The organism is Streptomyces sp. SDT5-1, assembly GCF_052245995.1.
Taxonomy (GTDB): Bacteria; Actinomycetota; Actinomycetes; order Streptomycetales; family Streptomycetaceae; genus Streptomyces.
Genome location: NZ_CM125963.1, coordinates 6,238,039 through 6,251,569, shown reverse-complemented (window position 1 = coordinate 6,251,569; position 13,531 = coordinate 6,238,039). Strand labels below are relative to the sequence as shown.

General features: G+C 72.2%; 10 protein-coding genes. 2 read left to right on the top strand and 8 right to left on the bottom strand.

Annotated elements, in window-relative coordinates; all coding sequences use genetic code 11:
• Positions 1–4: 4 nt before the first annotated feature.
• On the bottom strand, positions 5–835 hold the full coding sequence (locus ACTWJ8_RS28795) for an enoyl-CoA hydratase family protein (protein ID WP_356378436.1): 831 nt from the start codon (positions 833–835) through the stop codon (positions 5–7).
• A gap of 276 nt (positions 836–1,111) precedes the next feature.
• Between ACTWJ8_RS28795 and ACTWJ8_RS28790 the strand changes: the two genes are divergently transcribed.
• The gene (locus ACTWJ8_RS28790; RefSeq protein ID WP_356378433.1) at positions 1,112–1,570 is read left to right on the top strand and encodes an ATP-binding protein; all 459 of its coding nucleotides are present in this window, start codon (positions 1,112–1,114) and stop codon (positions 1,568–1,570) included.
• Here ACTWJ8_RS28790 and ACTWJ8_RS28785 read toward each other — a convergent pair.
• The 4 genes from ACTWJ8_RS28785 to ACTWJ8_RS28770 form a co-directional block, all read right to left on the bottom strand.
• Positions 1,533–2,987 carry an amino acid permease gene (locus ACTWJ8_RS28785; RefSeq protein WP_443260635.1) on the bottom strand — a complete coding sequence of 485 codons (1,455 nt, stop codon included), beginning with the start codon at positions 2,985–2,987 and terminating at the stop codon, positions 1,533–1,535. The genes ACTWJ8_RS28790 and ACTWJ8_RS28785 overlap by 38 nt on opposite strands.
• A gap of 119 nt (positions 2,988–3,106) precedes the next feature.
• Positions 3,107–4,102: an ornithine carbamoyltransferase gene (gene argF / locus ACTWJ8_RS28780; protein WP_443260634.1), complete on the bottom strand. Its 996-nt coding sequence runs from the start codon at positions 4,100–4,102 to the stop codon at positions 3,107–3,109.
• A 69-nt stretch (positions 4,103–4,171) separates the two neighbouring features.
• On the bottom strand, positions 4,172–5,806 hold the full coding sequence (locus tag ACTWJ8_RS28775) for an amidohydrolase (protein ID WP_443260633.1): 1,635 nt from the start codon (positions 5,804–5,806) through the stop codon (positions 4,172–4,174).
• A 24-nt stretch (positions 5,807–5,830) separates the two neighbouring features.
• The gene (locus ACTWJ8_RS28770; protein WP_443260632.1) at positions 5,831–7,297 is read right to left on the bottom strand and encodes an APC family permease; all 1,467 of its coding nucleotides are present in this window, start codon (positions 7,295–7,297) and stop codon (positions 5,831–5,833) included.
• A 98-nt stretch (positions 7,298–7,395) separates the two neighbouring features.
• Here ACTWJ8_RS28770 and ACTWJ8_RS28765 point away from each other — a divergent pair, with 98 nt between their 5' ends.
• Positions 7,396–8,028 carry a TetR/AcrR family transcriptional regulator gene (locus ACTWJ8_RS28765; RefSeq protein ID WP_443260631.1) on the top strand — a complete coding sequence of 211 codons (633 nt, stop codon included), beginning with the start codon at positions 7,396–7,398 and terminating at the stop codon, positions 8,026–8,028.
• An 18-nt stretch (positions 8,029–8,046) separates the two neighbouring features.
• Here ACTWJ8_RS28765 and ACTWJ8_RS28760 read toward each other — a convergent pair whose 3' ends face one another.
• From ACTWJ8_RS28760 to ACTWJ8_RS28750, 3 genes are all read right to left on the bottom strand, one after another.
• A complete protein-coding gene (locus ACTWJ8_RS28760) occupies positions 8,047–9,282 on the bottom strand; it encodes an arginine deiminase (protein ID WP_356378415.1) in 1,236 nt (411 codons plus the stop codon).
• 146 nt (positions 9,283–9,428) lie between these two features.
• Positions 9,429–11,978 carry a polynucleotide kinase-phosphatase gene (locus tag ACTWJ8_RS28755; RefSeq protein WP_443260630.1) on the bottom strand — a complete coding sequence of 850 codons (2,550 nt, stop codon included), beginning with the start codon at positions 11,976–11,978 and terminating at the stop codon, positions 9,429–9,431.
• Complete coding sequence (locus ACTWJ8_RS28750) at positions 11,975–13,510, bottom strand: 3' terminal RNA ribose 2'-O-methyltransferase Hen1 (protein WP_443260629.1); 1,536 nt, start codon at positions 13,508–13,510, stop codon at positions 11,975–11,977. Before ACTWJ8_RS28750 ends, ACTWJ8_RS28755 begins: the two co-directional genes overlap by 4 nt.
• Positions 13,511–13,531 lie beyond the last annotated feature (21 nt).

Genomic DNA, 13,531 nt, shown 5'->3' with positions numbered 1-13,531 from the left:
CCGGTCACCTCCCCTGCCACTTCGGCGGTCGCTTGGCGGTGAACGCCGCGTGGAACTCGGCGTAGTCCTCGCCGTGCATCAGCAGCGCCTGCGTCGCCGCGTCCATCTCGATGGCCCCGGCGAGCGGCATGTCGAGTTCGGCCGTGAGCAGCGCCTTCGTCTGTGCGTAGGCGAGGGCGGGGCCCTCGGCGAGGCGCTGGGCGAGGGCGCGCGCGGCGGCGTCGGCCCCGCCGTCGTCGGTCAGCTCACTGATCAGTCCGATGCGCTCGGCCTCGGGCGCGCGGACGGCCTCGCCGAGCATGAGGAGCCGGGTGGCGTGGCCGAGGCCGACGACGCGGGGCAGCAGATAGGCCGCGCCCATGTCGCCGCCGGACAGGCCGACCTTCGTGAACAGGAACGCGAAGCGGGCGCTGGGGTCGGCGACGCGGAAGTCGGCGGCGAGCGCGAGGACGGCGCCCGCCCCCGCCGCGACTCCGTGCACGGCGGCGATCACCGGGAAGGGGGCCTCGCGCACGGCCCGTACGACCTGTCCTGTCATCCGGTTGAAGTCGAGGATCTGCGCGGTGTCCATGGAGAGCGTGGCGCCGATGATCTCGTCGACGTCGCCACCGGAGCAGAAGCCGCGGCCCTCTCCCGTGAGGACGAGGGCGCGGACCGACCTGGTGCGGGACAGTTCCGCGAGGAGGTCGCGCAGGTCGGCGTAGGCGCCGAAGGTGAGCGCGTTGAGTTTCTCGGGGCGGGCGAGCGTGACGGTCGCGACGCCGCTCTCGTCCACGGCGTACGACAGGTGTTCCCAGGTGTCGGTGCGGGGGGTGGAACCGGTGAAGGGACTCATGCGGTGCCTCCGGCGGGTGGCGGACGTGCCGAGGAGGGGCGAGACCCGTCGACCGTATCACCGCATCGTGACTGCCGTCACGAGTGCGCGATAAGCCGGGACGGGCAAGGGCCCTCGCATAAGGGCCGGACGTCCCGAAGCCCACCGACCGGAGCCTCTTTCGCCCCACGCCGTACCATTCATAAGGTTGAACGCAGGACAGTCCCCCACGGTCCCGTTCCTCCCGAGCCCGCCCCTTAGAGCCGCATCCGCTCCGACCGCCCCCAGGATTCCCCCGTGACTCCCTTCTCCGGTCCCCCCACGCCGACGTCGTGGCGTATAGCGCTGCCGCACACCGCCGCGGCCGTGCCGGTCGCGCGTGCCCTCGTGCGGACGGCGCTGTCCGAGATCGACTCGCCCGCTGCGGACGCGGACACGGCGGAGCTGCTGACGGCGGAGCTGGTGGCGAACGCGGTGGAGCACACGGCGGGGGACGCGCCCATCGAGCTGGTCGTGGAGCTGCTGGAGTCCGGCTGTCAGGTCGAGGTGCACGACACGGATCCGGCGCCGCCGGCCGATCTCACCAATCCGGAGGACCCGGGGGCGCCCGATCCCTGGCAGGAGCACGGCCGCGGCCTGCTCCTCATCCGCACGCTCAGCTCGTCGTGCGGGCACCGCCCCACCGATTCCGGCAAGGCGGTGTGGTTCACGCTGCCCTCTACGGTGCCGGCGCAGCGTCCGGCGTCCGAGGCGTAGCCCCGCCGCCGTCGCCGCCGAGCCGCGAGTTGCGGCGGCCGTACAGCGCGTACACGAGCGCGCCGACGACGAGGAACACGGCGAACTGGACCCACGTCGTCCAGCCCGTGCCCCAGATCAGATAGAGGCAGAAGCCGACGCCGAGGAGCGGGCTGACCGGGTACAGCGGCACCCGGAACGAGCGCTTCAGGCCAGGGTGCGAGCGGCGCAGCGCGAGCACCGCGATGTTGACGACGACCATGGTGGCGAGGGTGCCGATGGTCGTGAGGTTGACGACGGCGTCGAGCGAGGAGAACGCGGCGGGGATCGCGAAGACGATCGCGACGATCCACGTGTTGGTGACCGGTGTGTGCGTCTTCGGGGAGACCCGCTCGAACACCCGCGGGATCAGTCCGTCGCGGGACATCGACATGAGGATGCGGGTCTGCCCGTACATCACCGCGAGGACGACGGAGGCGATGGCCACGACCGCGCCGAAGGCGATGACGCCGCCGCCGATGTCCGAGCCCGTGACCTGGTCGACGACGAGCGAGAGCGCGGCCGGCTTGTCCCCGACGGCGTCCGCGCCGAGCGCCCCGATCGCGGCGACGGCCACGGCGACGTAGAGCAGCGTGACGATGCCGATGCAGATCAGGATCGCGAGGGGGATGTTCCGTCGCGGGTTCTTGACCTCTTCGCCCGCCGTGGTGACCGCGTCGAAGCCGATGTACGAGAAGAAGGCGAGAGAGGCGCCGGACGTCACGCCGCCCATGCCGTCCCTGAGGAACGGGGTGAGGTTCCCGGCCTTGAACGCCGAGTAGGCGATCGCGCAGAACAGGACCAGGATGCCGATCTTGAGCACGGCCATCGCTGCGGTGGCCCGCGCACTCTCCCGGATGCCGCGCACCAGGAGCGTGGCGGCCATCAGCATGACGAGCACGGCGGGCAGGTTGACGACGCCGCCGTCGGCGGGCCCCGCGGAGAGCGCGTCGGGCAGCTGCCACCCGAAGATGCTGTCGAGCAGTTCGTTCAGGTACTGGCTCCAGCCGACGGCCACGGCCGACACCGAGACGCCGTACTCCAGCAGCAGGCACCAGCCGACGAGGAACGCGACGCGCTCGCCGAGGGTCGCGTAGGCGAAGGAGTACGAGGAACCGGAGACCGGGATCGCGCTGCCCAGCTCGGCGAAGGAGAACGCCGTGAAGATGCAGGTGATCGCCGCGAGGACGAAGGAGAGGATGACGGCGGGGCCCGCTTCGGCGACCGTGTCGGAGAGACCGACGAAGATGCCGGTGCCGACGATCGCGCCGACGCCGAAGCACACGAGCTGGAAGAGCCCCATGGTGCGCTTGAGGCCATGACCTTCGAGGTCGGCGCCCGATTCGGCGATGAGGGACTCGGGCGACTTGATGCGCAGGCCGGACGGGCTCGGCGACATGGGGTGGTGCTCTTTTCTGCTGGTGGTGCGGCGGGGGTGGGCCGCGTGCCGGTGGGGCCGGAGAGGGTGTTCCGGCCCCACCAGTTTGAACGGTTATTCGGGGATTGTGCGGTTTGTTGCTATCGGCCGAGCGTGGCGACCATGACGGCCTTGATCGTGTGCATGCGGTTCTCCGCCTCGTCGAAGACGACGGAGTGCTCCGACTCGAAGACCTCGTCGGTGACCTCGAGGGACTCCAGGCCGTACTTGGCGTGGATCTCGCGGCCGACCTTGGTGCCGAGGTCGTGGAAGGCGGGGAGGCAGTGCAGGAACTTCACGTCCGCGTTCCCCGTCGCGCGCAGCACGTCCATCGTGACCGCGTACGGCGTGAGGGCCTTGATGCGCTCGTCCCAGACCTCCTCGGGCTCGCCCATGGAGACCCAGACGTCGGTGACGACGAAGTCGGCGCCCGCGACGCCCTCCTCGACGGTCTCGGTCAGGGTGATGCGGGCGCCGCTGGCCGCGGCCAGCTCGCGGGCCTTCGCGACGACCTCCTCGGCCGGCCAGTAGGACTTCGGCGCGACGATCCGGACGTCCATGCCGAGCAGGGCGCCGGTGACGAGGTACGAGTTGCCCATGTTGAACCGGGCGTCGCCGAGGTAGGCGAAGGCGATGTCCGTGAGCGGCTTCGTGCTGTGCTCGGTCATCGTGAGCACGTCGGCGAGCATCTGGGTGGGGTGCCAGTCGTCGGTCAGACCGTTGTAGACCGGCACGCCCGCGTACTCGGCGAGGGTCTCCACGATGGCCTGGTCGTCGCCCCGGAACTCGATGGCGTCGAACATCCGGCCGAGAACGCGGGCGGTGTCCTTGCTCGACTCCTTCTTGCCGATGTGCGAGCCGGCCGGGTCGATGTACGTCGTCGACGCGCCCTGGTCGGCGGCGGCCACCTCGAAGGAGCAGCGGGTGCGCGTGGAGGCCTTCTCGAAGATCAGCGCGACGTTCCTGCCCTTGAGGTGCTGGGTCTCGGTCCCCGCCTTCTTGGCCGCCTTCAGCTCGGCGGCCAGGTCGACCAGGCCTCGGAACTCCTCGGCGGTGAAGTCCAGCTCCTTGAGGAAGTGGCGGCCGGTGAGGTTCATGGGGGTGCTCCTGCGCAGGGCTCGGGGACGAGGTCGGGACAGTGGAAGTCTATACGATGTTCCACATTTCTATTCATGATCCCTGTCGAACGTGGGTTCTCCCGCGAGCCATGTGCCCAGCACCCTGATCTCCCGCAGCCGCATGGGGTCCGTCGTGCGCGGGTCCGCCGACAGCCACACCAGGTCAGCCGGAGCCCCCGGCACGAGCCCCGCCGCCCGCTCGTCGGCGAACGCCTGGTGCGCCGAGCCCGCCGTGTACGCGCCGAGCGCCTGCTCGACCGTCATCCGCTGCCGGGGCAGCCAGCCGTCCGCTCCGGGGGCGCCGTCGAACGTCCGCCGGGTCACCGCGACCTGGATCCCCTCCAGCGGCTCGTACGAGCTGACCGGCCAGTCGCTGCCGAACGAGAGCCGCGCCCCGCCGTGCGCGAGATCGCCCATCGGGTACTGGAGCGCCGCCCGCTTCTCGCCGATGCGCGGCACCGACAGCACGGTCTGGAGCGGATCGGGCTGCGCCCACAGCGGCTCGAAGTTGGCGACGACGCCGAGCTCGGCGAAGCGCGGCAGGTCCGCGGGGTCGACGAGCTGGACGTGGGTGATCACGGGGCGGCGGTCCCACTCGCCGTTCGCCCGGGCCGCCGATTCGATCGCGTCGAGGGCGGCCCGCACACCGGCGTCGCCGATGGCGTGGATGTGGATCTGGAAGCCGTCGGCGTCGAAGGCGCGGACCGCTTCGGCGAGCGCCGCCGGTTCCCAGACGGGCATGCCGCAGCTGTGCGGGGCGTCGTCGTACGGTTCGAGGAGCGCGGCGGTGCCGCCCTCGATGACGCCGTCGCTGAAGAACTTCACGGTGCGGGCGGCGAGGAGTTCGCCGCCCTCGGCCTCGACACGGCGGCGCTGCTCCGCGAACGCGGGCCGCTGCTCGCGCCAGCGGTCGGGGTCGGCGCGCTGGGCGAGGTTCACGCGGAAGCGCAGGGCTCCGTCGCGGGCGGCGCGCAGATACGCGTCGACCATCTCCGGTTCCACCCAGGCGTCCTGAACCCACGTCAGGCCCGCCCGCGCGTACGCCTCCCCGGCCACGCGGATCGCGTCGACCAGCTCGGTCACGGGGCGGCCTGGCACCCGGTCGAGCACCAGGTCGCAGGCGTGCCACTCGCGGAGGGTGCCCATCGGGGTGCCGTCGGGGCGGCGGACGATCCAACCGAGGCGGGGCTCGGGGGTCGCCTTGTCGACTCCGGCGCGGCGCAGGGCCTCGGTGTTGCACCAGACCGTGTGGTAGTCGTACGCGCGCAGCACGACGGGCCGGTCGGGCACGGCGGCGTCGAGCCAGCGGGCGTCGAACTCGCCGTCCGGGACGAGCGCGGGGTCGTAGCTCGCGCCGACGATCCACTCCTCTTCGGGGTGCTCGGCGACGGGGTGCGCGGCGGCCCAGCGCCCTACCTCGGCGACGATCTCGTCGACCGACCCCAACTCCTTGATCTGCGGCCCGAAGTGCTCGAGGCCGCCGAAGAGCGGGTGGGCGTGGCCGTCACCGAAGGAGGGCATGAGCAGTCCTTCCGCGCCGAGGTCGAGCACCTCGTCGGCGGTGGCGGCGAGCGCCTCCGCCTCCGCTCCGACGGCGACGATCCGGCCGTCGCGCACGGCGAGGGCGGTGACGTCGCCGTAGGCCTCGTTCCCGGTGCGGACGGTGCCGCGCAGTACCAGCATGTCTCTCTCCTGTTGTACGGGTGTTCAGACGCGCTCGGCGTCGACGGTGGTCAGCCGGGCGTACGCGGCCGGGTCGCGGCGCCGCACCCGCAGCGCGACGGCCACCCCGAGCACGAAGAGGACCGGGAGCGGGGCGAGCAGCACCGCGTTGACGCCCGGTGTCGCGCCGGTGAGCAGGTCGAGGTTGGCGCAGGCCAGGCCGATCAGGACGGCGAGTCCCGCGAAGGCGAGCAGGGGCGCGACGACCACCCGCCAGGCGGGCAGCCCGCGCCGGTCGCGGCGGAAGAACCCGTACACGGCGAGCGCGGCGCAGGCCTGCATGAGCATCACGCCGAGGATGCCGGTGCCGTTGGTCCACAGGAACGTGACGCTGTACGGGTCCACGCCCGCGATCAGCGTCACGACGACGGTGAGCAGGGCGAGCGCCGACTGCACGACGACCGCGACGGCCGGCGACTGCGTGCGGGCGGTGACCCGGCCGAGGCGGCGCGGCAGCAGGCGCTCGCGGCCGAGGGCGTAGAAGTAGCGGGTGGCGCCGTTGTGGAAGGCGAGGGTGGCGGCGAAGGCGCTGGTGATGATGAGGAGGTGCATGGCGTCGGCGGCCCAGGCGCCGACGAACCGCTCGGTCGCGGTGAACACCATGTCGGCGCCGCCGTCCCCGTTCGCCACCCGCCGCGCGTCGTCCGCCCCGTACGCGTTGATGATCATCCAGACGGTGAACGTGTAGAAGAGCGCGAGGAAGGCGACGGCGACGTAGGTGGCGCGCGGCACCGAGCGCTCCGGCTCGCGGGCCTCCTCGGCGTAGATCGCGGTGGCCTCGAAGCCGACGAAGGCGCCGATGGCGAGGACGAACATGCCGCCCACGCCGCCGTTCATGAGGTGGGTGGGCGAGAGCGCGCCGAACTCCGGGCCGTGCGGGCCGCCGCCGTGCGCGAACACGCCCGCCTCGAAGACGAGGAGGATCAGCACCTCGAGGACGAGCGCGACGCCCAACACCTTGGCGCTGAGGGTGACTTTGAGGTACCCGAGCACGCCGATGGCGACGAGCCCGGCGAGCGCCCAGGCCCACCAGGGGATGCGGACGCCGGTCAGATCCTGGAAGCCGGATTCGGTGAACACGCCGAAGGCGGCGAGGAGTCCGACCTCGATCGCGTTGTACGCGAGCAGCGCGACGTACGCCGAGCCCACTCCGGCCGGGCGGCCGAGGCCCCTGCCGATGTACGCGTAGAAGGCCCCGGCGTTGCGGACGTAGCGGCTCATCGCGGTGAAGCCGGCGGCGAAGACGATGAGGAGCAGGCCGGAGACGAGGTAGCCGAGCGGCGCGCCCTGCCCCGCCATGCCGATGGCCAGCGGGGCGACGCCGGCCATGACGGTCAGCGGCGCGGCGGCGGCCACGACGAAGAACACCAGGTCGCCGGCGCCGATGGCGCCCTTCTCCAGCGTGGTGGCGGGGGCCGGTTCGGCCTGTGCGGTCTCGGTGGACGAGGTCAAAACGAATGCCTTTCGTTTGCCGGGTCGGCAGGACCGTACGCTGGGCGGGGGCCCGCTGGGAAGAGGGCGGCATCGGACGACGGGGACGGGGACGGACCATGGGCAGACCGCGCACGGCGCTCTTGAGCGCGGACCGCATCGCGCGGGAGGCGCTCGCGCTGATCGACGCGGACGGCGCCGACGGATTCAGCCTCCCCCGGCTCGCGGCGCGCCTGGGGGTGCGGCCGTCCTCGCTCTACAACCATCTCGACGGCAAGGCGGCGGTCGTGGAGGGCGTGCGCCGCCTGGTCGTCGCGGAGATGGACACGTCGGCGTTCGGCACGCTGCCGTGGCCCGACGCCCTCGCGGCGTGGGCCCGTTCGTACCGTGACGCGTTCGCCCGGCACCCGAACACCATCGCGCTGCTGGCCACGACGACCATCAGCTCGGCCGCCACCCTGACCATGTACGAGACGGTGGTCGACGCCCTGGCACGGGGCGGCTGGCCGCGCGAACGGCTCGTGGCGGTACTGACCAGCGTCGAGTCCTTTCTGCTCGGCTCGGCCCTGGACCTCGCGGCGCCACCGCTGATGATCGACGCGGCGGAGCACGCGGGCGAGGTCCCGGTCCTGGCGGATGCCCTCTCCGGCTCCAGCGGGAAGGCGCGCCGGGCGGACGAGGCGTTCGAGGCGGGCCTCGACGCGCTGATCCGGGGGCTGGTGGCCCAGCGCGCCGAACTCGCCTCCGGCTGACCGGAGTCGACGAGCCGGCTATCCGGGGCTGACGGCGTCGCGCTCGACCGGGCAGCTCATGCAGCGCGGCCCGCCGCGCCCGCGCCCCAGCTCGCTCCCCGGAATCTCGATCACCTCGATCCCCTGCTTGCGCAGAAACGTGTTCGTCGTCGCGTTCCTCTCGTACGCCACCACGACGCCCGGCTCCACGGCCAGCACATTGCAGCCGTCGTCCCACTGCTCGCGCTCCGCCGCGTGCACGTCCTGCGTCGCGGTCAGCACCCGGATCTCGGGGAGCCCGAGCGCGGCGGCGATGGCCCGGTGCATGTGCTCCGGCGGATGGTCGGTGACCTTCAACTCCCGCCCCGCCGTGCCCGGTTCGATGGTGTACGAGCGGAGCATGCCGAGCCCCGCGTACTGCGTGAACGTGTCGCCGTCGATCATCGTCATGACCGTGTCCAGGTGCATGAAGGCCCGCCGCTTCGGCATGTCAAGGGCCACGATGGTGCGCGCCGAACCCGCCGCGAACAGCTTGTGCGCCAGCATCTCCACCGCCTGCGGCGTGGTCCGCTCACTCATCCCGATGAGCACCGCGCCCTGCCCGATGACCAGCACGTCACCGCCCTCGATGGTCGACGGGTAGTCCGCCTGCCCCTCGGACCAGACATGGAAGTCGCCGGAGTCACGGAACAGCGGGTGGTGCCGGTAGATCGCCTCGAAGTGCACGGTCTCGCGCTGCCGTGCGGGCCAGCGCATCGCGTTGATGGACACCCCGTCGTAGATCCACGCCGACGTGTCGCGGGTGAACAGATGGTTCGGCAACGGCCCGAGCAGAAAGTCGTCGAGCTCCATCACGTGGAAGCGCACCGAGGTGGGCTCCGGGTGCGCGTCCAGGAACTCCCGCTTGGTCATCCCGCCGATCAACGCCTCCGCGAGCGCGGCGGACGGCATCGTCTCGAACGCCTCCCGCAGCGGCCCGGTGGCCAGCGGCCCGTACTCCTTCTCGTCGAAGACACGGTCCAGGACGAGCCGGCGGGCCGCGTCGATGTCCAGCGCCTCGACGAGCAGGTCCCCGAACAGGTGCACACTCACGCCCCGGTCCCGCAGCACGTCGGCGAACCCGTCGTGCTCCTGCCGGGCCCGCCGCACCCACAGCACGTCGTCGAAGAGCAACTGGTCCTTGTTGCTGGGCGTGAGCCGCTTCAGCTCCAGATCGGGCCGATGCAACACGACACGGCGCAACCGCCCGGCCTCGGACTCGACGTGAAATCCCATGCGCTCATCCTTACCCCGTCGCATCGTGGTTGCGCGCGAGGTCTCCGCGGTGGGGCCCGGGGCAGAGCCCCTGGACCGCACCACCGGACCCCGGGACCGCGTCATCGGGCCCCGGGGCCGCGCCACCGGGCGGCCGCGGCCTCACGTCAGAGCCGAGGATCGACCGGCTCCGACTCCAGCGCCAGCACCGCGAACACCGCCTCGTGCACCCGCCACAACGGCTCCCCCTCGGCCAACCGGTCCAGTGCCTCCAGTCCGAGCCCGTACTCGCGTATCGCCAACGACCGCTTGTGCCCGAGAAACCGCTGCCGCAGCTTCGCCAGGTTCTCCGGCCGCGTGTACTCGGGCCCGTAGATGATCCGCAGGTACTCCCGGCCCCGGCACTTCACGCCCGGCTGCACGAGTCTGCCCTTCTCGTCGCGGACCAGCGCACCGATCGGCTTGACGACCATGCCCTCGCCGCCCCGCCCGGTCATCTCCAGCCACCAGTCGACCCCGGCCCGCACCGAATCGGCGTCGCCCGTGTCGACGTACAGCCGCCGCGTCGTCTGCAACAGCCCCGTCGTGTCGTGGGCGACGAGCCGGTCGAGCAGCGCGAGCTGCTCGTCGTGCGCGAGCCCCGCGAGCGAACGCCCCCGCACCGCGAGGACCTGGAACGGCGCGAGCCGCACCCCGTCGAGCCCGTCCGTGCTCCAGCAGTACCGCCGGTACGCGTCCGTGAACGCCGCGGCGTCCGCCGCCCGCCCCCGCTGCCGCTCCAGCAGTGCGCCCACGTCGACGCCCCGCCCGGCCGCCGCCTCCAGCGCCCGTATCGCGCCGGGGAACGCCGCTCCGGACGCCGCGCCCACCGCCGCGTACTGCGCCCGCAGCAGCCCCGACGCCTTGAGCGACCAGGGCATCAGCTCGGCGTCGAGCAGCACCCAGTCCGTGTCGAGCTCCGCCCAGAGCCCGGCCGCGGTCACGGCGTCCCGCACCCGCCCGAGCACCGCCTCGGTCGTCCCGGCGTCGTCGAAGAACGGCCGCCCGGTCCGCGTGTAGACCGAACCGGTGACCGATCCGTCCTCCACGCCGAACCGCTCCTTCGCCGCCTCCGCGTCCCGGCACACCAGCACCACGGCCCGCGATCCCATGTGCTTCTCCTCGCACACGACCCGCTCCACGCCGTCTGCGGCGTACTGCGCGAACGCCTCCGCCGGGTGCTCCAGGTACCCGTCCTGCGAGGACGTCGCGGTCGGCGCCATCGTCGGCGGCAGGTACGGCACGAGCCGCGGGTCGACCGCGAACCGGCTCATGACCTCGAGGGCCGCCGCCGCGTTCTCCTCCCGCACGGTCACCCGGCCGCTGTGCCGGGTCTCGACGACCCGCCGGCCGTGCACGTCGGCGAGGTCGAGCGGCCGCCCCTCGTGCCCGCCCGGCGCCTCGCTGCTCAGCGGCCTGGTCGGCTCGTACCAGACACGCTCCGCCGGTACGTCGACCAGCTCGCGCTCCGGCCAGCGCAGCGCGGTGAGCTTCCCGCCGAACACGGCGCCGGTGTCGAGGCAGATGGTGTTGTTGAGCCACGTGGCGGTCGGCACCGGTGTGTGGCCGTAGACCACGGCGGCCGTGCCTCTGTAGTCCTCCGCCCACGGGTAGCGCACCGGGAGGCCGAACTCGTCGGTCTCCCCCGTCGTGTCCCCGTACAGCGCGTGCGAGCGGACCCGCCCGGACGTGCGCCCGTGGTACTTCTCGGGCAGCCCCGCGTGGCAGACCACCAGCTTTCCGCCGTCGAGGACGTAGTGGCTGACCAGGCCCTCGACGAAGGTGCGTACCTCGGCGCGGAACTCCTCGCTCTCCTCCCCCAGCTGCTCGACCGTCTCGGCGAGGCCGTGCGTGTGCTGCACGTTGCGGCCCTTGAGCCAGCGGCCCAGCTTGTTCTCGTGGTTGCCCGGCACGCACAGCGCGGTGCCGGCCTTCACCATGCCCATCACGCGGCGCAGCACGCCGGGCGTGTCGGGCCCGCGGTCGACGAGGTCACCGACGAAGACGGCGGTCCGCCCCTCGGGGTGCGCCCCGTCCACGTACCCCAACGTGCCGAGCAGCGTCTCGAGTTCGCTCGCGCAGCCGTGGATGTCGCCGATGATGTCGAACGGTCCCGTGAGGTGCGTCAGGTCGTTGAACCGCTTCTCGCGCACGATGCTCGCGCCCTCGACCTCGGCGACGCCCCGCAGCACGTGCACCTTGCGGAACCCTTCGCGCTCCAGGCGCCGCAGCGAGCGCCGCAGTTCGCGGGTGTGGCGGGTGACGACGCGGCGCGGCATGTCGGCGCGGTCGGTGCGTCCGGCGTTCCGCGCGGCGCACACGTCCTCCGGCACGTCGAGCACGATGGCGATCGGCAGCACGTCGTGCTTGCGCGCCAGCTCGACGAGCTGCCGACGGGACTCCTGCTGCACATTGGTCGCGTCGACGACGGTCAGTCTTCCCGCCGCGAGTCGCTTGCCCGCGATGTAGTGGAGCACGTCGAAGGCGTCGCGGCTGGCGCTCTGGTCGTTCTCGTCGTCGGAGACCAGGCCCCGGCAGAAGTCGCTGGAGACCACCTCGGTCGGCTTGAAGTGGGCGTGCGCGAACGTGGACTTGCCCGATCCGGACGCCCCGATCAGCACGACGAGGGAGAGGTCGGTGACGGGCAGCACGCGCCCCGTGGTGTCGTCGGCGGTCATCCGGCCTTCGCCTCCTTCTCGTTCGTCAGGCTGTCCGTCTTCAGGGTGTCCGTCGTCCGGGCGTCCGTCGTCCGGGCGTCTGTCTCGTGCGATGTCCCGGCCCGCGTGAACACCGCCATCTGCGTGGGCGGCCCGACCTCCGGGTCGTCGTCCCCCACCGGCGCATACCGCACCGCGTATCCGTGCCGCGCCGCCACCTGCTCCGCCCAGTCGCGGAACTCGGCCCGCGTCCACTCGAACCGGTGGTCGCCGTGCCGTGCGTGCCCCTCGGGCAGCGACTCCCAGCGGACGTTGTACTCGACGTTCGGCGTGGTCACGACGACCGTGCGGGGCCGCGCCGAGCCGAACACCGCGTACTCGAGGGCGGGCAGCCGCGGCAGGTCGAGGTGCTCGATCACCTCGCTGAGCACCGCCGCGTCGTACCCCTTGAGCCGCTTGTCGGTGTACGCGAGCGAGCCCTGCTGGAGCCGCACGCGCGCCGCCTGCCGCTCGCCCATCCGGTCGAGCCGGAGCCGGCGCGAGGCCACGGTGAGCGCCCGTATCGACACGTCGACACCCACGATCTCCGTGAACCGCACGTCCTTGAGCAGCTCGGCCACCAACTGGCCCTGCCCGCACCCCAGGTCGAGCACTCTCGCCGCCCCGGACTCGCGGAGCGCCCCGAGGATCGCCTCGCGGCGCCGCACGGCCAGCGGCACCGGACGCTCCTCGGTGTCGCTCTCCTCGTCCACGGCGTTGTCGATCTCGTCGACGTCCGTGTCGTCGGCGTCCGCGAGCCGCACCAGCTCGAGCCGCTCCATGGCCTGCCGGGTCAACGACCAGCGCCGCGCCAGATACCGGCCCGCGATCAGCTTCTGCTCGGGATGCCCGGCCAGCCATCCCTCGCCGGCGCGCAGCAGCTTGTCCACCTCGTCGGGCGAGACCCAGTAGTGCTTGGCGTCGTCGAGCACCGGCAGCAGCACGTACAGGTGCCGCAGCGCGTGCGCGAGCCGCAACTCGCCCTCCAGGACCAGCCGCACGTACCGCGAGTCGCCCCACTCCGGGAACTGCTCGTCGAGCGGCAGCGGCGTCGCGTCCACCGTCCAGCCGAGCGGCTCGAACAGTCTCCTGACGAGCTCGGGACCGCCCCGCGCGGGCAGCGCGGGCACCTCGATGCGCAGCGGCAGCGGCTGCTCGGCGCGCTCGGGGCGGGCCTTGCACACGCCGCGCAGCGCGCTCGAGAACACGTTGCTCAACGCGACCGCGAGCAGCGACGACGCGGCATAGGGCCGGTCGTTCACGTACTGCGCGAGCGCCGCGTCGGGCGCGCCGCCCCGCCCCTTGCCCTTGCCCCGTCTGGCCAGCGCCACGGGGTCCACTTCGAGCAGCAGCGCGGCCGTGCACCGCTCGTCGCCCGCCTCGGGGTAGAGGACGTGCGCCGTGCCGTGCGCCGTGCTGAAGGTCTGCGCCTTCTCTGGATGCTTGTGCAGCAGAAAGCCCAGGTCGGTGGCCGGGTTCGCGGCATTTCCGGTGGTCGAGATCGTCAGGAACACACGAGCGAGTATGGGTGCGGG

Coding starts and splice junctions, on each gene's coding strand:
- ACTWJ8_RS28760 (WP_356378415.1), bottom strand. CDS start 9,282: ATGGGATTTCACGTCGAGTCCGAGGCCGGGCGGTTGCGCCGTGTCGTG.
- argF (WP_443260634.1), bottom strand. CDS start 4,102: ATGAACCTCACCGGCCGCCACTTCCTCAAGGAGCTGGACTTCACCGCC.
- ACTWJ8_RS28795 (WP_356378436.1), bottom strand. CDS start 835: ATGAGTCCCTTCACCGGTTCCACCCCCCGCACCGACACCTGGGAACAC.
- ACTWJ8_RS28785 (WP_443260635.1), bottom strand. CDS start 2,987: ATGTCGCCGAGCCCGTCCGGCCTGCGCATCAAGTCGCCCGAGTCCCTC.
- ACTWJ8_RS28755 (WP_443260630.1), bottom strand. CDS start 11,978: ATGACCGCCGACGACACCACGGGGCGCGTGCTGCCCGTCACCGACCTC.
- ACTWJ8_RS28775 (WP_443260633.1), bottom strand. CDS start 5,806: ATGCTGGTACTGCGCGGCACCGTCCGCACCGGGAACGAGGCCTACGGC.
- ACTWJ8_RS28765 (WP_443260631.1), top strand. CDS start 7,396: ATGGGCAGACCGCGCACGGCGCTCTTGAGCGCGGACCGCATCGCGCGG.